20 protein-coding genes are annotated in these 22,309 nt (G+C 70.0%); 8 read left to right on the forward strand and 12 right to left on the reverse strand.

The window, feature by feature from the left end; genetic code table 11:
- The first annotated feature begins 127 nt into the window (after nt 1-127).
- The 4 genes from HUA76_RS09960 to HUA76_RS09975 all read left to right on the forward strand — a co-directional run bounded on the left by HUA76_RS09960 (nt 128) and on the right by HUA76_RS09975 (nt 3,981).
- The gene (locus tag HUA76_RS09960) at nt 128-1,057 is read left to right on the forward strand and encodes a lytic transglycosylase domain-containing protein (RefSeq protein WP_174460706.1); all 930 of its coding nucleotides are present in this window, start codon (nt 128-130) and stop codon (nt 1,055-1,057) included.
- 210 nt (nt 1,058-1,267) lie between these two features.
- Nucleotides 1,268-2,443 (forward strand): hypothetical protein, encoded by a 1,176-nt coding sequence (locus HUA76_RS09965; RefSeq protein ID WP_174460707.1) that lies wholly within the window; start codon nt 1,268-1,270, stop codon nt 2,441-2,443.
- Nucleotides 2,444-2,601: 158 nt separating this feature from the next.
- Entirely contained in the window at nt 2,602-3,375 is a 774-nt protein-coding gene (locus HUA76_RS09970) for a hypothetical protein (RefSeq protein ID WP_254614122.1), read from the forward strand.
- A 9-nt stretch (nt 3,376-3,384) separates the two neighbouring features.
- Complete coding sequence (locus tag HUA76_RS09975; protein WP_174460708.1) at nt 3,385-3,981, forward strand: hypothetical protein; 597 nt, start codon at nt 3,385-3,387, stop codon at nt 3,979-3,981.
- Between the two features lie 69 nt (nt 3,982-4,050).
- Here the strand turns inward: HUA76_RS09975 and HUA76_RS09980 are convergent, their stop codons facing one another.
- The 5 genes from HUA76_RS09980 to HUA76_RS10000 form a co-directional block, all read right to left on the reverse strand.
- Nucleotides 4,051-4,203 (reverse strand): hypothetical protein, encoded by a 153-nt coding sequence (locus tag HUA76_RS09980; RefSeq protein ID WP_174460709.1) that lies wholly within the window; start codon nt 4,201-4,203, stop codon nt 4,051-4,053.
- 265 nt (nt 4,204-4,468) lie between these two features.
- A complete protein-coding gene (locus HUA76_RS09985) occupies nt 4,469-5,029 on the reverse strand; it encodes a response regulator transcription factor (RefSeq protein WP_141643180.1) in 561 nt (186 codons plus the stop codon).
- The gene (locus HUA76_RS09990; protein ID WP_174453894.1) at nt 5,026-6,333 is read right to left on the reverse strand and encodes an ATP-binding protein; all 1,308 of its coding nucleotides are present in this window, start codon (nt 6,331-6,333) and stop codon (nt 5,026-5,028) included. Before HUA76_RS09990 ends, HUA76_RS09985 begins: the two co-directional genes overlap by 4 nt.
- A complete protein-coding gene (locus HUA76_RS09995) occupies nt 6,330-7,079 on the reverse strand; it encodes a hypothetical protein (RefSeq protein ID WP_174460710.1) in 750 nt (249 codons plus the stop codon). The genes HUA76_RS09990 and HUA76_RS09995 overlap by 4 nt, the downstream gene beginning before the upstream one ends.
- 3 nt (nt 7,080-7,082) lie before the next feature.
- Nucleotides 7,083-7,976, reverse strand: coding sequence for a transporter (locus tag HUA76_RS10000; RefSeq protein ID WP_371823458.1), 894 nt, complete (start codon nt 7,974-7,976; stop codon nt 7,083-7,085).
- A 196-nt stretch (nt 7,977-8,172) separates the two neighbouring features.
- Between HUA76_RS10000 and HUA76_RS10005 the strand changes: the two genes are divergently transcribed.
- Complete coding sequence (locus HUA76_RS10005) at nt 8,173-8,616, forward strand: DoxX family protein (protein WP_174453896.1); 444 nt, start codon at nt 8,173-8,175, stop codon at nt 8,614-8,616.
- Between the two features lie 13 nt (nt 8,617-8,629).
- Here HUA76_RS10005 and HUA76_RS10010 read toward each other — a convergent pair whose 3' ends face one another.
- Nucleotides 8,630-9,538, reverse strand: a complete 909-nt coding sequence (locus HUA76_RS10010) for a metallophosphoesterase (RefSeq protein ID WP_141643175.1) — start codon at nt 9,536-9,538, stop codon at nt 8,630-8,632.
- Between the two features lie 372 nt (nt 9,539-9,910).
- On the opposite strand from HUA76_RS10010, the gene HUA76_RS10015 reads away from it, so the two are divergent.
- Nucleotides 9,911-11,071, forward strand: coding sequence for a HAMP domain-containing sensor histidine kinase (locus tag HUA76_RS10015; RefSeq protein ID WP_254614123.1), 1,161 nt, complete (start codon nt 9,911-9,913; stop codon nt 11,069-11,071).
- Between the two features lie 79 nt (nt 11,072-11,150).
- On the opposite strand, the gene HUA76_RS10020 is transcribed toward HUA76_RS10015, so the two are convergent.
- The 3 genes from HUA76_RS10020 to HUA76_RS10030 all read right to left on the reverse strand — a co-directional run bounded on the left by HUA76_RS10020 (nt 11,151) and on the right by HUA76_RS10030 (nt 13,973).
- Nucleotides 11,151-12,707 carry a hypothetical protein gene (locus tag HUA76_RS10020; RefSeq protein ID WP_174460711.1) on the reverse strand — a complete coding sequence of 519 codons (1,557 nt, stop codon included), beginning with the start codon at nt 12,705-12,707 and terminating at the stop codon, nt 11,151-11,153.
- A gap of 196 nt (nt 12,708-12,903) precedes the next feature.
- Nucleotides 12,904-13,461 (reverse strand): hypothetical protein, encoded by a 558-nt coding sequence (locus tag HUA76_RS10025; protein WP_174453899.1) that lies wholly within the window; start codon nt 13,459-13,461, stop codon nt 12,904-12,906.
- 134 nt (nt 13,462-13,595) lie between these two features.
- Nucleotides 13,596-13,973 (reverse strand): response regulator, encoded by a 378-nt coding sequence (locus HUA76_RS10030; protein ID WP_141643173.1) that lies wholly within the window; start codon nt 13,971-13,973, stop codon nt 13,596-13,598.
- A 291-nt stretch (nt 13,974-14,264) separates the two neighbouring features.
- On the opposite strand from HUA76_RS10030, the gene HUA76_RS10035 reads away from it, so the two are divergent.
- Entirely contained in the window at nt 14,265-15,572 is a 1,308-nt protein-coding gene (locus tag HUA76_RS10035) for a serine protease (protein WP_174460712.1), read from the forward strand.
- Nucleotides 15,573-15,699: 127 nt separating this feature from the next.
- Here the strand turns inward: HUA76_RS10035 and HUA76_RS10040 are convergent, their stop codons facing one another.
- Nucleotides 15,700-16,149, reverse strand: coding sequence for a Fur family transcriptional regulator (locus HUA76_RS10040; protein WP_141643171.1), 450 nt, complete (start codon nt 16,147-16,149; stop codon nt 15,700-15,702).
- Between the two features lie 725 nt (nt 16,150-16,874).
- Here HUA76_RS10040 and HUA76_RS10045 point away from each other — a divergent pair.
- Entirely contained in the window at nt 16,875-18,839 is a 1,965-nt protein-coding gene (locus HUA76_RS10045; protein WP_174460713.1) for an ATP-binding protein, read from the forward strand.
- A gap of 1 nt (nt 18,840) precedes the next feature.
- Here the strand turns inward: HUA76_RS10045 and HUA76_RS10050 are convergent, their stop codons facing one another.
- Together HUA76_RS10050 and HUA76_RS10055 are read right to left on the reverse strand one after the other, a co-directional pair.
- Nucleotides 18,841-20,319: a di-heme oxidoredictase family protein gene (locus HUA76_RS10050; protein ID WP_174460714.1), complete on the reverse strand. Its 1,479-nt coding sequence runs from the start codon at nt 20,317-20,319 to the stop codon at nt 18,841-18,843.
- Entirely contained in the window at nt 20,316-22,049 is a 1,734-nt protein-coding gene (locus HUA76_RS10055) for a chromosome condensation regulator RCC1 (RefSeq protein WP_174453903.1), read from the reverse strand. The genes HUA76_RS10050 and HUA76_RS10055 overlap by 4 nt, the downstream gene beginning before the upstream one ends.
- Nucleotides 22,050-22,309 lie beyond the last annotated feature (260 nt).

Raw genomic sequence — 22,309 nt, forward strand, 5'->3', positions numbered from 1 at the left:
CGGGCCCGCGCCTCTTTGGAAAATCCATGGGTTGTCTGTCGCTCGCCTCGTCGCGAGGGCTGGCACACGCGCTGCTATGGGGTCCTGGGTCGCATCAATCCGCCTCCCATCCCCCGAGGGTCTCGTCATGAGCATCGCTCCCCTGCACAACGCCGCCACGCCTGTCTCCCGTCCCAGCGCCTCTCCTCTTCGCAGCGGCGGCGTGGAGTCCTCCTCCTTCAGTCCGTTGGTGGGCTCGGGCGTGAAGCTGGCTCCCGGCCTGGCCGCGCTCCAGCAGGACGGCTTCGACCTGGGCAATGGGGGAAAGGCGCATCTGGGCAAGCTGCTGGAGAGCACCCTGTCGGTGATGAACACGCTCGTGCAGGTGATGTCGCAGATCGCCGAGAAGGGCGGCGTGCAGGCGCCCCAAGGTTCCAAGGGCACGTCCCAGGGTTCGTGCTTCGGTGACAGTGGCTTCTCTCCGCAGGCGTCCTCGGGGCGGCCTCCCCTGGACCTGAATCCCAGCCCGGTGGCTCCCAGCGCGGCGGCGAGCTGCAGCGCGGCGGCGAGCCCCGGTGCCGCGCCGAGCATCGAGGGCGGCAAGAAGCTGGGTGGCAACCTGCCTCCGGGCCTGGAGAAGCTGCGGAGCACCATCGAGTCCGCGGCGGCCAAGACGGGCGTGCCCGCCGAGATGCTGGCCGCGCAAATCTGGCAGGAGTCGCGTGGCAACCTGGATGCCATTTCCACCAACGGCGGCAATGGCCTGACGGACACCGGCCTGATGCAGGTGAACCCCAACACCTTCAAGGAGCTGCAGGCGAAGCACCCCGAGCTGCAGGGGAAGAACCTCTCCGACCCGGAGACCAACATCCTCGCGGGCGCCTGCTACATGAAGGATATGAAGGAGCAGTTCGGGGGCTGGGACCTGGCCCTGCGCGCCTACAACTCCGGGCCGAACGGCGTGGACCGCAACAACGCGAACGCGATTCCCGCGGGCACCGGCGACGCGACCTACGTGACGAAGGTGAAGGACTTCATGAACACCCTCTCCACGGGCGAAGGCACGCTTCCGGCGTGAGCGGCTCCTGCCCACCATTCCACGCACCCCTGACACGCGAAAATGACAGGGGTGCGCTCGCGACTTTCCCCCGGGATTTTCGTTCATCGAGTGTGCGGCTTGAGTGACATCGGATTCCACCTGTCAATCGGCTGCATCTACTCAGCGTGAACCAGGGACACGCCTGGTCGACCGCCCTGGCGCGGTCGTCTGCAACGGGAGAACGACGGAATGAAGTCCATCAATGGATGGTGGGGTGCGGTGCTTGTCTCGGGGCTCATCGGCTGTGGGCAGGAGGCGCACGAGCCCGCGCCGGAGCAGGCGGAGATTCGTGCCGCCGAGCAGGAGGCGCGCTTCCTGACGCCGCCGGCGGGCTGTACGGAAGTCACCGTGGGTGAGCTGTTCAACGGCATCGAGCTGACGCCGGTGCAGTACGAGCGGCAGCCGACGTTCCGTGGAGACCTGTCGAGCATCGGAGGCGCGCAGCGGGACGAGGTGCGCATCCGCCTGGACATGAACACGCAGCCGGGGCTGTACGATTTGTCGCAGGGCGGGGCGAACACCTTCACGTGTGAGCAGTGCGTCTTCGGCTACCAGGACATGGGCACGACGGCGCAGAAGCTGTTCGTCGCCGATTCGGGGGCGCTGCTGCTCGCGCTGCAGGTGTCGCCGCAGCAGACGGTGGGGGCGCTGTCGAACGTGGTGCTGCGCGAGTCGGTGCTCGCGACGCCCACCTCGGGCCCGTACACGGGTTCGTCCGTGGTGTCGGGTGGCGAGTGTCGGTGGATTCGCTTCGCGACGTGGAACACGGTGCGTCCGGGCGGGTGTGATCCGCGCGAGGGTTCGCTGACGTCGAACCTGCCGGACACGGCGTGTGTCGCGGACGACTACGCGGCGACGGACGGTACGCTGCAGCGCGCGCTGGGGACGAAGACGCAGGGCGAGGCCTGCACGGCGACGTCCGCGGAGAGCGAGTACGCGTTGACGACGACGGACTGCGAGCAGGGCTTCGCGTGTACGGACCTGCTCAGCGACAACGCGCAGTGCCTGAAGACGTGTGACTTCATGGCGCCGACCCCGGGGTGCCCCACGGGCACGGTGTGTGGCGTGTATGGCCTGTGCATCGAGCAGTCGGTGCTGGAGCCGATTGGCTTCGCGTTCGATACGGCGCTGATTGGCGAGGCGTGCACGTCCTCTTCCTTCACGGAGTTCTGTGGTGTGGAGGGTGCGCGTGGCACCTGCTTCGACGCGGATGGCGCGGCGGGCCCGGCGGTGGCGACGTGCCACCGCTACGCGCGAGCGCGCTCCGAGTGCGGAGCGGGCGAGGAGCTGGGCTACATCTACTACCCGCTGTCGGGTGGCGGTGGAGACCGGGGCTACGGCTTCTGCTACTTCGACGGTCGCTGAGGTCGGGTGACAGCTCCCCGTCCGGCATGTCGTCCGGGCGGGGAGGGCGCAGTGAGTACGTAGGGCCCATTCGCGCGCGACGGCGCGGATGAGCGCCATCGCACAGGTGTTGGCGCATTCTCGGTGCGTCCGTGGGAGCGCCGCTATAGTGCGCGCCGATGGCCTCCTTTGATGCCTTCATGCCTCTTGGGCTGCTCTCCTTGCTTCTCAGCGGATGCGCTGCTTCCACTCCCTCCGCCATCATCGCTCCGGACGCGGAGCTTGCGCGAGGGCCATGGTCGGAAGTGCCCGCCGTGGAGATGCCCACAGGAGACGCTTCCATCCCAATAAGCCTCTTGCAGGATGTGGCGGAGGCGATGTTGAAGCTCCCTGGCGCGAAAGCGTGCGACCCGGGAACGCGGCGCCCCATCGTGGGCTTGTCCACGGGGTACTGCGCGACGCTCTATGTAGCGGGCGGTCGCGACTCCCTGTCTTGGCGGGTGACTGAGCCCGTCCAAGGAAGTCACGACGCCTGCAATCCATTCTTCGCGGTGAAGGATGACGACTTCCCATCTCCGCAGGTGTGGGTTGTCGGTTACGTCCACAACCATGCATGCGCCGCGGCGCCCTCGTCGCAGGACCTCAGCGTCTGGCCGACAGATGCGCTCAGGCCCTTCGTGGCCATGGCGGAAGTGCGGCTGATACCCGGCAACCCCGCTCCAGCGGTCTTCAAGAACACAGCCATTGAGATGACGTCGGCGCTGGTGGCGGAGCGTCAGGATGGGACGCGCTTCTACCTGCGCTATTTCCCAACGGGTGAGGTTCAGCAGTGGAGCGAAACCAGTGCTCGATGGGTCACGCTGGGCATCTGCGCTCCGCGCAGTGCGCGCCCTCCTTTCCGGAGCGTGGCGCCTCAATGCCGTGATGGGAACTTGCAGCTACTCCGTGACTAGGTGGGGGAAATGATCAAGGCCTTGATGCTGGCGGGGTGTGTCGCGGTACTGCAGGGATGTGCCACACGGGCTGCGCCCTGGAAGGGCGAGGTGCTGTGGCCGGACGAAAGCTCGTCCAGAACCGTGGTCGAGCCAATGGAGGCAGGTGCCGCGCTCGCCGCGGCGGGCGCCATCCGCGAGGTGGTGAGAACCAACCCGTTCCCCAACCTGTTCGCGGGATGCTCGAGCCCGGAGCAGGGCCTGGATGTTTCCGTCTTCGCGGGCACGACGCCGGGCTTGTACTTCGTGGTCGTGGACCAACGCTTTCACCGTTGCGGCGGTCCGAGCGGACGTGTCCTCGATTGGTGGGAAGTCTATGCGGTGACGTCACAGGGCGTTGTGGTCGAGAAGGCCCCGACTCCGACTGGCGATGCCCCCGCTGATTCGTTGCCACCTGAGAAGTCTGTGCCTCCTCCCGAGCCCACTCCGGACAAAGAGGTTGCTCCACCTGCCTCGCTTCCTTCTCCTCACCCTGAGGCATCGACTGCTCCTTCGATGCCATCATCACTCGCCGTCCCGGAGGTGATTCCGCCGGCTCCTATGCAACCTCACCCGGAAAACAAATGACGGTGCTTTTCTGGGCGCCAGAGGTCGTCGGCAAGTTCTCGTAGAGGCACGACCAGCGTCATCCACGGGTCAGGCCCGCTTGCCGCGTGTCTCCAGGTACTGCCAGATTCCGGCGGCCAGGGCGCCTGCTGCGATGCAGATGGCAATGCCGATTCCCGAGTTGCCGAACGCAATCCCCAACACCACTCCGCCGAGCATTCCCCAGACAAGCCTGGTCGACATGCCAAATCCTTTCCAAGGCCTTGGGCGAAGGGCCTGAGCTGCTTCTCCCCAGGGAAGGCCACGAGGTGGTCAGCCAACCCAAGCTAGATGCCGAGGTGGAGTGAGGCATCCCCGGGCCACTCGGGCCTCCCCTCATCACGGTGTCCGTTGAGAGGCGAGGAAGGCGACGAGGGGCTAGGTGCGATGCAGGAGGCCGAGCGAACGGCCTTCTGCCGACGAGCGGGCATGAAAGAGGAGCCGCCCGCGCCGGTGTGCAAAGGCGTCACTACCGCGCCGGCGGGTACTTCTGGAGCTTTCGCTGGAGCGAGCGGCGGTGGATGCCGAGCTTGCGCGAGGCCTCGGAGATATTTCCCGCGCAGTCCGCGAGCACGCGATGGATGTGCTCCCACTCCGCGCGCGCCAGCGAGGGCGCTTCAAATGTCTCCGGCGCCGCCAGCGATGGCTCACCCGAAGCTCGCGCGAAGGCCGCGAGGATGTCATCCACATCCGCCGGCTTGGGCAGGTAGTTCACCGCCCCCAATCGAATCGCATCCACCGTCGTCGAGATGCTCCCATAACCCGTGAGGACGATGGCCTTCGTGGACGCATCCACCGCCAGCAGGTCCTTCACCACTTCCAAGCCACTGCGTCCCGGCATGCGCAGGTCCACCACCGCGTACTCCGGTGACTCCCGCCGCGCCGCCGCCAGCGCCTGGTCGTAGTCGCCCGCCGTGGTGACTTCCCACCCGCGCTCACGAAACGCCCGCGCCAGCCGCTCCCGCAGCGTCGCGTCGTCATCCACGAGCAACAGGCTCGGATGATGCCCATCACCGCCCACCGTGCTCACGACGCGACCTCCGTTGCGGGCGGTGCGCCGACAGGCAGCGCCAGGCTCGCCACCGTCCCCTGTCCCGGCGTGGACCGCAGCTCCAGCGAACCACCGAGCTGCTCCGCCAGCGTGCGCGCGAGAAACAGTCCCAACCCCATGCCCTCACCCGGCGCCTTCGTCGTGAAGAAAGGCTCGCCCGCCCGCGCCAGGATTTCCGCTGGCATCCCCGCCCCGCCATCGCGCACCTCCAGCCGCGCGCCTCCTCGCCCCGCCAACACCCGCAGCTCCACCGACCTCGAAGGCGGCGACGCCTGGAGCGCGTTCTTCACCAACCCCCGCACCACCCGCGCCAGCGCTCGCGGAGGCCCCTGCACCCGCCATGCGCTCAATTCCTCGGGCAGCTCCACCCGCACCCGCTCCACGCCCGACAGCTCCGACAGCGAGTCCTCCACCAGCCGCCCCAGCGGCATCGGATGGAAGGCTTCTCCCGTCGTCTGCCCCGCGTCCGCCGACATCTGCACCAGCACGTCGCGGCAGCGGTCCACCTGCTGCCGGATGAGCCGCAAATCCTCGCGCACCGCCTCGGACGTGCCCGCCACCGTCAGCGCCCGCTCCACTTCCTTCGACACCACCGCGATGGTCGACAGCGGCGTGGACAACTCATGCGCCGCGCCCGCCGCCAGCGTCGCCAGCGAGGCCACCTTCTCCCGCCTCGCATGCTGCGCGCGCGCCTGCGCCAGCTCCTGCTCGCGCTCCTCCAGCGCCCGCGTCACCCGCTGCACGAAGTACACGATGAAGCCCGCGGCCACCGCGAACGCCACCCACATTCCATTGATGTGCAGCCGCATCAGCGCCGCGTGGTCCGGCCGCGACAACCCAGGCACCAACACCACGTCCTGCAGCAGGAACAGCGAACCGAATGCCATCAGCGTGAAGCCCAACAGGCTCCACATCCACCGCGCGGGCAACAGCACCGTCCCCAGCGCCACGTTCACCAGGTACAGCGTGGTGAAGGGATTGTGCGTGCCACCACTCAGCGCCAGCAGCCCCGTGAGCACCAGTGTGTCCCACAGCATCAACTTGCCGATGGTGCCCTCCGTCACCCGGGCCCGGCCCAGCCACGCTCGCACCGCGAGGTTCGTGGCGGCCTCCAACCCCAGGAGCCCCGCCAGCACCGGCACCGGCAGCGCCAGCTCCAGCCCATACGCCGCCAGCGCGATGACCAGCGCCTGCCCCAGCAAGAGCCCCCAGCGCAGCCGCAGCAGCCACTCCAGGTTGATGCGGGCGCGAGAAGCGAGCTCGGTGGAGACAGGAGGCGTCATGGCACGACTGCGGACTGGAGCGAGGCGGAGCGGGCCACATTGCCCAGCAGGTCCACGTTGCGAGGCGACTCGCCCGGACCCACGCCATCCAGCCACGAATCCCACGCCAGTGTGAAGACCCGCGCCGCCTTCGGCGCGTCTTCCGTCAACTCCAGCCCGTCCAGCACCACGTCCACCGACGAGCGGCCCCGCGTCTCCACCTCGAAGTCACGCTCCCCATCCGCCAGCGTGCCCCGGACGTGCAGGCTCAACCCCAGCATGTCCACCGGCACCGCGCCCTGTGACGCGGACGACAATCCCTCCGCGTCCGAGTCCGCCGGCTCGAAGGTGAGCCTCGCCCGGCAGTAGCGCCCCGGCGGCGGACGCATCACTCCGAGCGACACCACCTCTCCATCCGTCGCCCCCAGCGCCACCACGTGCGGCGTGCCCAGCCGCAGCGCGTTCGACACCGAGTGAGCCCAGGCCGTCCCCACCGGGGACAGCTCGTTCAACAGCCGCCGCCAGCCCGTCGCCTCGCAAGGAATCAACTCCACGCTGCCCAGCGTGACGAGCGCCCCGAAGAGCGTGGCCCGCGCGCCCTCATCCGTGACGAGCGTGCGAGCCCCCGCCGCCTCCGGGACGCCTCGCGCCCGAGCGGTGGTGAGCCCCAGGGTCAGCTCCATCCCCTCGATTCGCTCACCGCCACCACAGCCGGCGAGACACAGCAACAGGGAGGGCAGGGCGAAGCGCTTCACGGCGACAGGCATGGCTCAGAGGTCATACGCGACGGACATCATCGCGATGGGAGTGGGCGCCACGCGTCCGTGGAGCCGGTTGAAGAAGGGAACCCGCACGCCCGCGGCCACGACGATATCCGTGCTGGGACTGAAGAGGACATCGGGCGACGCGTAGCTGATGACGCCACCGCCGTTCTCCTCCTTCTCGCCGTCGATTTCCGCCGCCGCTTCCACCCGGCTGTCGAGCCCCAGCCGCACCGCCCACCGGGGCGCGGGCTGGTACTGCGCGGCCAGCGTCGTGCGAAGGGAAGGCCCCGCGCGGAAGCCCAACATGCCGCGCGTGGGCAGGAAGCCCGTGGCGCTGACGAGGAAGGACCAGTCGCCCCGGAAGTGCTGGTAGGCCACGCCCGCCAGCGGGTCCACCGAGCCGCTCCCCAACTGCGTGTCCAAATCCAGCAGCGTGCCGTCCGCCGCGCGCAGCCGGGGCGCGGTGGGCAGCTTCACCCCGGCGAGCACGCTGAAGAGATGGTCCGCGGAGAACTCGCGGTCCTGGTACAGGAACGCCTTCGCGCTCACCTCCACGTCGCCCACGCCCCAGCCGCGCTCGCGCGCCAGGCTCACCGAGCGCACCTCGCGCGCCTGCAGGGGCAGCGTGGCCGACAGGAACAGCCAGGGCAGCGGCGCGTAGGCCACCGCCACGTCCATGCGCGCCTCGCGCAGGCGCAGCGCGTCCACGCGGTCCTGTCCCACCGTATGGCCCCAGGCCCGCAGGGTGGTGGACAGCCGGAGCCGTCCGGAGAACGGCTGCTCGGTGCCCATCGACGTGAGCGTCGGGTCGCCACACGCACACGTGGCGCAGGCCCAGGCGGAGGACACGGGCACCAGCACGGCGCCGCAGAAAAGGAGGAGGGCGAGGGAGGCTTTCACGACGGAGAGGACGATACGCCCGGGGCCGCCACCGCCGCGTGTGGCGTGTTGTCGCAGTCCATCGGGGCGACCGGTGGCACGCGGCGCCACCCGTGGAGCGAACGGGGGAGCGGGCGATGGCTGCCTCGCGGGAAGTCATGGGCAGGTTGAGAATGACTTCCACGCCCCGGCGTTGGTGGGAAACAGGAGGCCTTACATGGGAGTGCTCGCGCCGCTTGGTCGGCTGCTCTTTTCCGCCATCTTCATCACCAGCGGCTTGAATCACTTCATCCAGCTCGATGCGCTCACGGCGCACGCGCAGAGCTCCGGCATCCCCGAGCCGCGCCAGGCCGTGTTGCTGTCGGGCGTCGCGCTGGTGCTCGGAGGGCTGTCGGTGCTGCTGGGCGTGTTCGCTCGCCTGGGGGCCGCGGCCATCGCCATCTTCTTGGTGTGCGCGGCCTTCATGGTCCACCGCTTCTGGCTCATCGCGGACCCGGTGCAGGCGCAGGACCAGCTCATCCACTTCATGAAGAACCTCTCCATGGCCGGAGGCGCGCTCTTCATCGTGTACTTCGGCTCCGGCCCCTTCAGCCTGCGTCGTGGGGGCCGCAAGGAAGGGCTCCTCGGCGGCGGGCGGATTGGCACGCCGCTGAGGCCCTGAGGCACGAAGGTGCTCAGCCCGCCGCGGCGATGGCCGTCGCGGCGGCGCGCAGGGTGAAGAAGGCCACTTCCGGCTCGCTGCCCCGGCGCAGGTACGGGCCGCCGAAGCCGAAGCCCAACCCCCGATTCACGTAGAGCTGGTTGCCGTTCACCTGGTAGTGCCCGCGGATGTAGGGCTGGCCCGCGCGGCGGAACAGGCGCTCGGTGAGGCCCTGGACGATGAACTGGCCGCCGTGCGTGTGCCCGGAGAACTGCACCAGGTTGCCCTGGGCGGGCAGCTTGTCCACCGTGGGCGGAGTGTGCGCCAGCACCAGCCGCGTGCCGGACTCCGGCGCGCCGCGGAACGTCGCCTCCACGTCGTCGCGTCCGGTGCGCCCGTCATCCACGCCCAGCACCGTCACCGGAGCGCCGCGCAGGTGGACGACGCGGTGCTCGTTCTGGAGCACCGTGTAGCCCAGGTGCTCGAAGCACTGGCGCAGGTAGGGCGCGTCCACCCAGTGGTCATGGTTGCCCAGCACCACGAAGACGCGGCCCTTCAGCCCGGAGAGCACGTCGCGCACGCGCGGCAGCGGCTTGGGGCTGTGGGTGACGTAGTCGCCGGTGAGGAAGACCAGGTCGGGTGACTCCGCGTTGACGGCCTCCACCGCGCGGCGGATGCGCACCTCGGAGGTGGCCTGTCCCACGTGGACGTCGGAGAGCTGCGCCACGCGCAGGCCGTCATGACACGCCGGCAGGTGCGGCAGGTGGAGCAGATTCTCCGTGAGGGTGAAGTGGTCCCTCCACCGAAGGCGTCGCTCCGGGCGCAGCGGATCCGCTCCGCTCCAGGCCACCACCTCGTTGCGGCCCCCCTGCAGGGGCTCCAGGTGAGATCCACTGGACGAGGACGACGAGGGGCGGCGACGGGCCAGACGTCTCAAGCGCATGCGGTGCGGTTCCTTTTCCGGGCCGTGGGCGGCGAGCGCCCCATTCTATGAAGCCGGGGGAGGTGGGTTGAAGCAGGTGTCCCGCGCACGCCTGCCCTCCTTGCGACCAGCAGCGGGGTGAGGGGAAAACCCTCATGATTCTGGGAAGATTCCGGGAGGGCCTCGGGCCTTTCTTCCACCATTGGACACACTGTCGGGGGGCATGCGGTGACGGCGTCCTACGAGGTTGGTACACACGCTGAGACGATGAGCCCCCGGCTTGGGACGGCCCCCGACATGGGCCCGGAAGTGATGATGCCAGCCGGTGAATCCGCCCCTGAACGGCGGGAGGCTTCTTCCGAAGGCTTACGCCCCGTCGCCCTCTCCGAGCTGATGAGCACCATGCCCCTGGGCATGGCGGTGGTGGACCGGGAGCTGCGCTTCGTGGAGGTGAGCGAGGCGCTCGCCTCCCTCAACGGCCTGCCGCGCGAGGCCCACCTCGGTCGCCTCATGGACGAGGTGATGAACCCCCACTCGTCCCTGGGGGACACCGCCCGCCGGGTGCGCCGTGTGCTGGAGACAGGCGAGCCCCTGGACGGGGTGGAAATCATCCACCGCGAGCCCGGCATGGGCGTGGAGCGCACGCGCGTCTTCCGCGCCAGCTACCACCCGGTGCGCCGCGACGGCGAGGTCATCGCCGCGTGCATCTACGTGGAGGACCTGACGGAGCGCCGCCGTGTGGAGGCCCAGCGTGACGCGGGCGCGGCCCGGGAGCGCGCGGTGCGCGAGCAGGCCCTGCGCGAGACGCAGGAGGCCGTGCGCGCCCGCGACGAGTTCCTCAGCGTGGCCGCGCACGAGCTGCGCACGCCGCTCACCAGCATGCGGCTGCACCTGCAGTTGCTCTTGCGACAGGTGACGGGCGCGCAGCCCGCGCTGGGGCAGGAGCTGGCGCCGCGCGGTCAGGTGCTGGAGCGACAACTGTCGCGGCTGGGCAGCCTGGTGAACACGCTCTTGGACGTGTCGCGGCTGGCGGCGGGCAAGCTGAGCCTGGAGCCGCGCGAGCTGGACCTGGTCCAGGTCGTCCGGCAGATGGTGGACGCGTTCTCCGAGGAGTTCGCGCGCGCGGGCTGCGAGCTGGCGGTGCACGTGTCCGGGACGCTGCCGGGCCAGTGGGACCCGCTGCGCGTGGAGCAGGTGCTGGTGAACCTCCTGTCCAACGCGGCCAAGTACGGCGCGGGGCGGCCGGTGGAAATCTCGCTGGTGGGAGAGGGCACCGTGGCGGTGCTGGCCGTGAAGGACCACGGCATCGGCATCTCCGAGGACGGCATGGCCCGCCTGTTCGGCAAGTTCGAGCGCGCCGTCTCCGAGCGCCACTACGGCGGCCTGGGCCTGGGCCTCTACATCACCCGGCAGATTGTGGAGGCCATGGGAGGCAGCATCACCGTGCGCTCCGCCCAGGGCCAGGGCTCCACCTTCATCCTCCGCCTGCCCACGCAGCCGCGCGCGCCGTCCGTCGGCATCCAGGCCGTGGTGGTGGGCGGCAGGGCGAAGTAACGAGGACGGGCGCCCCCTCCGATGGTCAGGAAGGAGGCGCCCGCCGTGTGTCGGCTCGAGCCCGCGAGGCTCTTGCGTGTCAGTACCCGCGCAGCACGTACAGCCGCCCGTCCACGAGGGCGTACAGCGCGGCTGGCGTCACGCGAGGGTCATAGATGAGCTGCCGCACCTCACCTCCACTGACGCCCGCCACCTTCTCCATCTGCTTGCCGGGCGTCAGGCGCCACAATCCGTTGTGCGCCGTGCCGACGAAGAGCGAGCCGTCGGCGGTGGCCGCCAGCGCCGTGTAGTCGTTGGTGTTCGCGCCCTCGATGCGGACGTAGTCCGTGTCGGCGTACTTCTTCGGGTCGTGTCGCTGGGGATTCGCCTGGAACTGCCACAGGCCGCTGCCCAGGCCCGCCACGTAGTACAGGCCGTCCTTCGTCTTCTGGATGGCGCGCCACTTGTTCTGGGGCGCCGCCTGGTCGCGGTACTGGTCGTTGCCCGGATTGACGGGGTCCACGAAGGTGTTGAGCAGGTACTCGGAAATCTCCGCGTCGGCGGGCACGCCGTCACGGTTCTCCCGGTCCCACCACTTGAGGTCCGCGTTGGGCGGGAGGATGCCAATCTTCCAGTCGTTGGCGATGAGCAGGTGGCCCTCCGACGAGAGTCCAAGCCCGTAGGTGTAGCCGGCGCGCTGGGACTGCTTGGGAGGTTTGCTGGGGTCCTCATTCGGGATGGTCTGCCACCACGCGGGGTGCCGGTGGCTGCTGTAGTCGTAGCCGCGGACGCGCGTCACGCCGTGGTTGGTGCCGAGGTAGACCTCGCCTTCGTACGTGCCGCTCATCACCCGGACGCACGAGTAGACGGAGCGGTCCTCGTCGTAATGGAAGTCGTTGCTGTTGCGGATGCCGAGGGGCTCGTTGCGGCTGGGGCGGCTGGTGCCCGCGGAGCGATAGAGGTGCTCGCGCAGCACGATGTCCGAGCCCTCGCCGTTGAGCTGCACGACGTCCACATCGCCCTTCTGGAACTCGACGTAGCGCTCCTCCGAGAAGCCCTCCTCACCCCGTCCGATGATTCTCTGGCCGCCCACGATTTCGTCGTGCGTCCGGTAGCCGACGTAGGCCTCGCCGGCCTTGCCGCCGCAGATGACGGTGGAGTCGATGGCGAGCTTGTCCGCCTCCCACCCCAGGCCGAGGCTCGCCTGTCCAATGGGCTGGCTGGTCCACAGCGGCCGGTCCGTGCCCGCGCGCAGCACGCCAATCTGGTTGCCGTTGAGCAGCCAGACGTTGTGCGCACCATCCACGCCCACCGAGCGGACCTTGGGGATGTCGTACTTCGCGGAGAAGTTCGTCAGCGCGTCCGTGGGCCAGGGGCCCTCGGGCGTCGTGGGCTGCGTGCCGCCGTCTGGAACCGGGTCCGTGCCTCCGTCGCCAGGGCCAGGGCCTGCGTCACCGGGGCCCGCGTCGTCGCCGCCGGCGTCCGTGCCCGCGTCGCCGTCACCCGCGTCCTCCGTCCCGACGTCACCCCCGTCATCCGAGGGCGACTGGATGTCATCACCGCCGTCCTTCGACCCCGTCCCCTTCGAGCTGTCGCAGGCTCCCGCCGCCAACACCATCGCCACACCGACACACGCGCCCAACAGTCGTCGAATCACCGATTCCTCCCGTCCCCGGTGTGGAGCAAGCGGCGTACCGGGGTGTTGCGCGCGTGCCCACATGGGAAAGAGGGAAGTGCGCTGCCCACCGTGGGCAAGGCGCGGGCGTGACGTGTCGCCAGAAATGACCAGGCCCGCCCCCCGTGAGGGAAGCGGGCTTGGGAGGCCTGTCGGCCGGGTGACTTCGAGCAGGGCTTCAGTGGGCGGCGTCGTCCACGTCCTGCTTCAGCTCATCGCCCGTCTGCTCCACCTGGTCGCCGGCCTTCTTCGCGGCGTCGGTGGTGCCGGAGCCGCCCGTGCCCTTGGCGCCCTTGGGGCTGGTGGCGCGCAGCTCCACGGCGACGGCGTTGTCACCGGAGAGCTGGAAGCGGGCGTGGACGTCCGCGCCCTCGGGGAGCTGGTCGGCCCGCACCGTCTTGCCGTCCAGCTTCACCACCGTCTGGGGCTTCACATCCAGCTCGGCGTCCGGCAGGTCCTTGCGCGACAGCTTCACGCTGTCGTCGTCCGACTCCTTCACCGTGCCCTTGATGTTCAGCGAGTGTGCCTTCTTGAAGGTGTTGTCCACGCCGGGCACCTTCGAGGCCTCCTTCGTGGCGCCGTTGATGCCGCGCCCCACGTCGGAGGCGTCCACGCCCGTCTGGACGCGCGCGCCGGAGCTCGGAATCTGGTTCTGCGACGGTTGCTCGGCGGGCTCGCTCTGCGCGAACGCGGCGGAGCCCAGGCACAGCGCGAACGTGGTGATGAGCTTCTTCATGGGGTTCCCTCTCCCTTGGTCGGTTGAATGACTTCTGGGAGCAAGGGTGGGGAGGCTGCCTCCCTTCGCCAACCTGTCCGGGAAACCCCCACGTCGCTTCGCCCGTGGAGCGAGCAGGCGAAGCAAGGCGTCGCTCAGACGGCCTGGCTCAGGCGCTTCACCGTGGACAGCAGCTCGTGCAGGTCCAACGGCTTGCGCAGGCAGCCCGCCACATCGAGCTGTTTCGCGGCGGCCTCCAGGTGGAGGTCCGCGCTCGCCACGACGACGGGGATGTCCGACAGCGCCGTGTCATGGCGCAGCGCCTCGCGGAAGGCGAAGCCGTCCATCCGGGGCATCATCAAGTCGAGCAAGATGAGGTGCGGACGCGAGCCCTCCTGGCGCAGCTGCGCCAGCGCCTCCAGGCCGTCCGCCGCGAGCAACACGGAGTAGCCCTCCAGCTCGAACGCGTCCTGGAGCGCGTCGCGGATATCCAAATCGTCGTCCACGACGAGCAGTGTCTGAAGCGGTTGCACCGGTCCTCCGACCCTGGTCCGGGGCGGACTCGCTCCCACACCACCGTAACGATGGGGTTGCCGCCGTCCAGGCGGAAGCGCTTCGCCGGCGAACCGGGTTAGGGAGTGCTCACCACCCGACGCCCGCTCGCCCTGGGACCACGCTCCGGGTCCAACATTGCAATGGAGTTGCGTTAATTCGGATTACACGGAAGTTGATGCTGTGTTGGTTTGCTCGTCTTGCGGGTTGGACTGAAGATGCGCCCGGCTGCCCGTCCCCTCGGCGGGCGCCCATTCCAGGGAGCAGACCGCATGCGAACCATGTGTCGAAGTGGAGCAGGCAGGAAGTTGATGGCCTCGCTGCTGTGCACGCTGTCCGTCGCGGCGTGTGGGCCCGCGCCCGAGCCGACGAAGCCGGAGGAGGCTCCTCCCGCGACGGGGACCACGGGGCAGCCGGTGGTCTACGGCACCGACAACCGCACGGATGTCTACGCGCACACGAACGCGACGCTGCGCGCGCGCGCCGAGCAGTCCACCGTGGCGCTGATGAGCCCGTCCGACTTCACCGTGAACAGCGCGGGCAACGTGACGTTCAACGCGCCCACGCTGGGGTCGGCGTATGGCCTGTGCTCCGACCAGCGCTTCCTGAACGACCTGACGCCGGCGTTCTGCTCGGGCACGCTCATCGACGATGACCTGGTGCTGACGGCGGGCCACTGCATCACCAGCGCGTCCGCGTGCAGCAGCACGCGCGTCGTCTTCAACTTCTACCGGACGTCGGCCACGGGGATGAAGGCCGTGACGTCGGCGGACATCTTCTCCTGCCAGTCCATCGTGGTGCGCAAGCAGGAGTCGAGCCCGCTCAACCTGGACTACGCCATCATCAAGCTGGACCGCGCCGCCACGCCGCGCTTCGTCCCCGCGCCCATCCGCGCCGGCAACGCCCCGCTGGCGGTGGGCTCGAAGGTGACGGTCATCGGCTCCGGCAGCGGCATCCCCTTCAAGATTGACGACGGCGGCTCCGTGCGCAACGCGCGCGCCAGCACGCTGGACTTCTTCGTCGCCTCCACGGACACGTTCGGCGGCAACTCCGGCTCCGGCGTGTACGAGAACACCGGCTACACCGTGGCGGGCATCCTCGTGCGCGGCGAGACGGACTACGTCGCCAACGGCAGCTGCGACATCGTCAACACCTGCACGGAGACGGGCTGCCGTGGCGAGGACATCACCTACGTGCGCCCCGCGGTGAGCGCGTACTGTCTGGTGGCCGGCAGCCTGCGGCTGTGTGGCACCACCAACCCCCCGCCCACCACGACGTTCGCGTTCACCGCCACCAACACCAACAACGCGACGCAGAACACCACGGACAAGACGGTGACGCTGGCCGCGGGCCAGACGCTGCAGTTCGGCACCTGCACGCTGACGGGCGCCTCCGGCACGGGTGACACCTACCTGCGCCTGGTCAACTCGGCGGGCACGTCCGTGGCGAACAACGACGACTCGTGCAGCCTGCTGTCCTTCGTCTCGTATACGGCCCCGACGGCGGGCACGTACACGATGCGCGCCGGCTGCTACTCCAGCAACAGCTGCAGCGGCACCGTGGCCTACGTCATCCAGTAGTCGCACCCCGCGTGCGCCGGGCGCATGAACGCCCGCGTCCGGCCACGCACAAGCCGCCTGGGCCCCGTCGAAAGGGGCCCGGGCGGTCGTCACCTGGGGTCAGCGGGCGCTTGGGAAGCGCCGGACTTCAGGCGCAGCGGTCGCAGACGCCGCGCAGCTGCACGTCCACGCTCTTCTGGGCCACCGCGCGAGGCACGCCCTTGGAGGACGCGATGCGGATGGACTCCTCCGGCAGACACGCCACCGTGCCGCAGTCGGTGCAGGTGAAGTGCGGGTGGTTGCCGCTGTGCTCGTCGCCCGAGCGTCGCAGCTCGAAGCGCCACACGTGGTCTCCCAGGTCCGCGCGCACCACCAGGCCGGCCTCGGTGAGGTCCGTCAGGTTGCGGTAGATGGTCACCCGGTCATAGCCCTCGTCACCCAGTGCATCCACCAGGTCGGCGTGGCTCATTGGCGCGGTGGCGGTCTCCAGTTCGCGAAGCACCGCCACGCGGGGCGCGGTGCTGCGAAGACCCGACGCGCGGATCCTCTCCTGGAAATCAGCGAGCTTCGGCTGCACGGCGATTCGTTTGGCTCCCATGATATCTTTTCGCATAACCGATCTGCGGGACACTTTCACCTCGCCCGTACCGCAACGTCCGATGTCGAGGACTGGAGTGGCTCGCCCGCCGGGTCCCCCCAGACTCTCTGATATGAGAACAAACACCAGGAGTCCAGGATACTGGTGCAATCCTTGTGCGGAACGAGAGTTCGCGCCTTCCGGCTTCCTGAGCTCCTGATTCGGACGCTCGTGGACCCCGTGAGGTTCAAACTGGCCACCGCGCTCGGAGGGAGCGGGCTCCGGATGTCGTGGACATGACAGTCGCCCCGTCGCGTCATGGAGGGCTCCAGGGGGTGGTATCAGAAACAGGAAGTCGAGTGAGTCCTGGGTGCAGGTGCAACTCATGAGTCACCGGTGACGCGGTGCCGGAAAGAAGCCGGTTCGCGCCGCGTGTGGCCCTGCCCGGGCTCACGGTGGGGGGCTCGCCCGGCGTGTGGGGCGGGCATACGGGTGGACGGGCTCCAGGCTGGTTTTCGTATCTGAGTTGTAAAAGCACCTGCGATGTTTTTGTCGCGGAGTTCCCGCGCGGTGCCGGGGAAGGGAGGGTGCCTCGGGTTGCCTGGGGGGCAGAGGCGGGTGTTGTCCTGTCCAACACTCCGGCACGGGTACCTTGACTCACTGCGATGAGTGCCCACACTTGCGCCTTTCGCTCCGCAGGGTGCTCTGGAAGGCCCTGTAGCTCGTGTCTCCGGGTCCCCCTCGCCGTGACGAAGCCCAGCCTGCTGCTCATCGAAGAAGCCAGCGTCGCCCGGGAGCTCCAGGTGCTCGCGCTGGAGAGCCAGGGGTGGCAGGTCGTTGCCCTGGCGGACGTGGGGGCCGCCGCCTCGCTGCTCCAGGCCCAGCCGGTGTTGCTGGTGGTGGCCGCCGCGGGGCTGTTGGCGGCCGGACAGGAGGGACTGGCGGCGTTGCGCCGGGCGCTGGAGACGACGGCGGTGGGGCTGTACGTGCTGGCCTTCCCCGCGGAAGAGGAGGTGGTGCGCCGTCACTCGCTGCCGCTGACGGGCTTCTTGTGGCGCCCGCTGAGCCTGTCGGGGCTGGTGGAGGGCGTGCGGCAGGCCTTGCCGGGGCTGGAGGCACAGGCGCCCCGGCCGCTGGTGCTGGTGGCGGATGACGACCCGGTGTCGCGCAAGCTGCTCCAGCTGTTCCTGGTGCCCCTGCGCTTCCAGGTGGTGTCCGCGTCGGACGGCCCGCAGGCGCTGGACGTGGCGCGGCGGCGGCGGCCGGACGTGGTGCTCGCGGACGCGCTGATGCCGCGCATGGATGGCTACAAGCTGTGCCTGGCGCTACGGCAGGACCCGAGGCTTGGGCGCGTGCCGGTCATCCTCACGCACGCGCTGGCGCCGGACGAGCTGGATTTGCGCATGGCGCAAAACGTGGGGGCCAACGGCTTCGTGCGGCGCGCGCAGGATGGGGACGAGCTGGTGGGGACGCTGCTGCGCGCGCTGGAGGCGGGAGGCCCCGCGCCGCTGGTGCCCACCGGGGAGCTGTCCACCGAGGACCACCTGTACCGGGTGGTGCGGCAATTGGAGCGGCGGGTGGGGCTGCTGGAGCATGCGGAGCGGGGCGCGCGCGAGAGCGAGGAGCGCTTCCGGCGGGTGGTGAACGGCTCCTATGACGGCATCTGGGACTGGGACCTGCGCCGTGGCTCGCTCTACTGGAGCCCGCGCCTGTTGGAGATGCTGGGGCTGACGCCGGAGTCGTTCGCCGGCACGTATGAGGCCTTCGTGGAGCTCCTGCACCCGGAGGACCGGGCGGCCGTGCTGGCCGCGCTGACCGAGCACCTGGAGCGGGGCGTGCCCTACGACGTGGCCTTCCGGCTGCGGCATGCGACAGGGGGCTATCGCTCCTGCGTGAGTCGGGGGCGCGCGTCGCTCGACGGCCAGGGGCAGCCGGTGCGGATGTCGGGCATCATCGGCGACGTGACGGAGCAGCTGCGGCTGTACCGCGAGGCGCGCGAGGCGGTGCGCGCGCGCGACGACTTCCTCAGCGTGGCGGCGCATGAGCTGCGCACCCCGCTGGCCGCGCTGCGCCTGCGGGTGCAGGGCGCGCAAGGGGCGCTGCGGGTGCTGGGCGTGGCCCAGGCCGTGCCCCGGCTGGAGCGGGCGCTGGAGGCCGCGGACCGGCAGGTGCAGCGGATGTCGGACCTGGTGGAGTCGCTCCTGGACGTGTCCCAGTTCCAGGGCGGCCCGCCCCACCTCCACCTGGACGTCGTGGACCTGTCCTCGCTGGTGCGTGACGTGGTGGCGCGCTCGGAGTCGGCCGCGGCGCGCGCGGGCTGTGAGCTGGTGCTCGGGCCCATGTCACCCACGCGGGGCCGCTGGGACGGCACGCGGCTGAGACAGGTGGTGGCGCACCTGTTGTCCAACGCGATGAAGTTCGGCCCTGGCAAGCCGGTGGAGGTGGCGCTCGCGCACGAGGACTCCACCGCGACGCTGTGGGTGAAGGACCACGGCATCGGCATCGCCCCGGAGCGGGTGGAGGGCCTGTTCCGCCGCTTCGAGCGCGCGGTGCCGGTGCGCCACTACGGCGGCCTGGGGCTGGGGCTGTACCGGCTGCGCCGCATCGTCGAGGCGCATGGCGGCGAGGTGTCCGTGGACAGCACGCCCGGCGAGGGCTCCACGTTCCGCGTCCGCCTGCCCCTGGACGGCCCCCCCACCGCCCGCGCCTGACTCAGAGCGAGTCGAGGAAGGCCACGAGCGCGTCGCGCTCCCCCTTCGACAGCGCGCGCACGGCCTCGCGCGCGGACGCGGCCTCGCCGCCGTGCCAGAGGATGGCCTCCAGGGGCGTGCGCGCGCGTCCGTCATGCAGCAGCCGCGAGTGTCCGCTCACCTCCCGCGCGCGGCCCAGGCCCCACAGGGGCGCGGTGCGCCACTCGCGGCCCGAGGCGAGGAAGTCCTCGCGCCCGTCGGCCAGCGCGTCCCCCAGGTCATGCAGCAGCAGGTCCGAGTATGGCCAGATGAGCTGGCCGGACAGCTCCGGGTAGCCCGCGAGCGTGCCGGTGGTGACGGACGGCCGGTGGCACTTCGCGCAGCCCACGCGGTGGAAGACGGCCTTGCCGCGCAGCACGTCGGCTAAGTCCACGCCCGTGCGCGTCGGCACCGCCACGGTGTGCGAATAGAAGTCGAGCGCTTCCAGCTGCCGCTCGCTCACCTCGGGCACGCCGCCGTGGGGCGCCGCCCGACACACGGCCTGCGCCGCCGTGCAGCTCTCCTCGGTGAAGAGGGTGGTGGTGAGGCCCAGGTCGCCCAGCAGCGCCGCCGCGTTCTGGTGCTCGATGTCCGGCTGGTTCGCCTTCCATCCGAAGCGGCCCACCACCTCGCGGCCCTGGCGCTCGCTCCACACGCGGTTGGGCCGCCCGGAGATGCCGTCGCCATTCGCGTCGTCCGGGTCCGCCCACGCAAGCAGCGTCTCGTCGCTCACCGCCGCGAGCAGGCCCAGGCCCACCATGGGCTGCGCCACCCGCGCGGACGTGCGCGTGTCGGGCGCCAGCGGCCCGTACGCCAGCTCCGTCAGCTCCAGCGCCGGTGCCTGGAGCGTGTAGGGCTCCGCGTCCGCGAAGGTGCCAGGGACGTCCGTCCACTTCACGCGCACCTGCCCCTCGGCGGGCACCGCGCCGACGCTCCGGGGTTGGAGCTGGTCGCCATAGGTGGGCTCGGGCAGCGGGCCTCCGTGCGCGCCGACGCCGGGCACCGACAGGCGCACCAGCAGCGTGTCGGCGACTTCGTTCCCCTCGGGAGGACGGCCGCGCCCGTTGCCCAGGTGGCAGGCGATGCAGGAGACGGAGTGGAAGAGCGGGCCCAGGCCGTCGCGCTCGGGCTGCGAGCCGGGCGCGCCCACCCAGTTCGCCTCGAAGACGGACTCGCCCACGAAGAACTCGGAGCGGCGCGCCAGCACCAGGTTCGCCGCGGGCTTCGTGAAGGCGGCGGCGCCCGCCACCGCCACGCTCGTCTCGCCGCCGGGCCGGTCCTCGCCCACCTCCACCACGTCGAAGCGCGGAAGGGGCTCCTCGGGATTCGGTTCCTCTGGATTCGGCTCCTCGGGATTCGGCTCCTCGGGAGTCGGACTGACGGGGCGCGCCTCCCCGGACCCGTCGCAGGCGACGAGGCCGAGGAGCGTCAACAGGAGGCCCAGGCCCGCGGCGTGTTTCACGGCAGCGTCACCGGAACGGGGTCGGTGTAGGACCAGCGGTCGATGACGGCGTCGGGGCCGAGCGAGCCGTTGAAGTTCCAGCCCCACGCGTAGACGGAGCCGTCGCCGCGCACGGCGATGACGTGGGTGGCGCCCATGCCCATGGCGGACAGGGGCTTCACCTCGGGAGACGACTCGGTGGGCACGGCGCGGTCCTCATCGTCGCCCACCCCGAGCTGGCCGTTGCCATTCTGGCCCCACGCGAGCAGCGAGCCGTCCGCGCGCCGCGCGAAGCTGTAGTTGCCGTTGGCGAAGACGGCACTCACGTCCGTCGCGCCCGGCACCTTGCCCGGCGTGGCGCTCTGCGTGTTCGCTCCGGACGTCCCGTTGCCCAGCTGCCCGCTGACGCCCAGGCCCCACGAGGACACGGTGCCATCCGCGTGCACCGCGAGGATGTGGTCGCGCCCGTTGGCCAGGTCCACCACGTCCGCCAGGCCCGGCACGACTTCCGCCGTGGGACGGCCCTGCGTGCCGGCCGTGCCCGTGCCCAGGTTGCCGTAGGTGTTGCGACCCCAGGTCCACACGGTGCCGTCGCGCTTGAGCGCCACCGAGTGCATGGAGCCGGCCACCAGCTTCACCACGTCCGTCAGGCCCAGCACCGTCACCGGGTAGTCCCGCGCCGTCGTCGTGCCGTCGCCCAACTGGCCGTCCGCGTTGTTGCCGAAGGCGCGCACCGTGCCGTCCTCCATCAGCACCAGCGCGTGACGGAAGCCAGGGGCCACCGCCACCGCGCCCGTCAGGCCGGGCACCTTCGTCGCCGTGTAGCGAGGCGCGACGTCGGGCGTGCCCGGCTGGCCCAGGCCCAGCTGGCCGTCCGCGTTCTCACCCCAGGTCCACACCGCGCCGGCCGAGTCGAGCGCCATGGAGAAGTTCTGGTTGAAGGCCACGGAGGCCGCGTTCTCGATGCCCGGCACCGCCTGGGGCTGCGTCTGGTTCGCCGTCACGTCCACGCCCAGGCCCAGCTGGCCTCGGTTGTTGCGGCCCCAGACGTAGACGCGCCCGTTGCGCAGCGTGCCGCTGTGCAGGCCGCCCGCGGTGGACAACCCGCCGAAGCGGAAGGTCACCGTCTTCTCACCCGTGTTGCCCTTCGCGTCGCGCGCGCGCACCACCACCTGGTTGGCACCCGGGCGGGGCGTCACCTCGAAGGAGACCGCGCCCTCGGCCGTGGTGGGCAGCGCCAGCGTCTGCTCCTCGCCGTCGTTGAGCGTGTACGAGAGCGCCGTCACGGCCACGTTGTCCGTGGCGACCGCGTCCACGCGCACGCGGCGCACGGTGATGGCCAGCCCCTCCTCGGGGGACAACACCTGCACCTGGGGCGCCTGGGCGTAGCGCAGGCTCAGCACCCGCGCGCTGGTGCCGCCGCTCTGGTCCACCGCCTCCAGCCGCACCTCGTTGTCGCCCTCGGGCAGCGTGAGCTCCACCGCGAAGACGCCCGCCGTGGACGTCTTCTCCGTGTATTCCACGGCGCGTGCCTCGCCGTCGTTCACCCGAGCCGTCAGGCCGGCCAGCTTGCCCGGCACATTCACCGTGCCGGTCAGCCGCACCACGGGCTCACTCAGGGTGTCGCCCGACGCGTGAGACATCACCTGCATGAACGGAGAGACGGGGACGCCGGGCGTGGACTCCACGTCGGACCCGCACGCGGCGAGCCAGAGGGTCACGAGCGCCAGGACACAGGCACGGGACTTCATGGGGACTCCTGAGTTGTTGAGATTGATTTGCAGAGTCAGAAAAGTGCCCGGCCTCATATCGCTCGCGGCTCAAGGCGCGCAAGCGACAGAGGGCTCAATTTGGCGGTTGCCGCCCGGGATTCCCCGAGGGAGAAGCGTGCGCGGGAAAGCCCGGGAAGCGCTTCAGGGAGCCTGGCGGACACGGTTGGCGGGATGACCGGGCCTTGGGATTCGGAGGCCGGGCGGGCGAGCAGGTGTGGGACACTCGCACGGTCAGCACG

The organism is Myxococcus sp. CA056, from assembly GCF_013336715.1.
Taxonomy (GTDB): Bacteria; Myxococcota; Myxococcia; order Myxococcales; family Myxococcaceae; genus Myxococcus; species Myxococcus llanfairpwllgwyngyllgogerychwyrndrobwllllantysiliogogogochensis.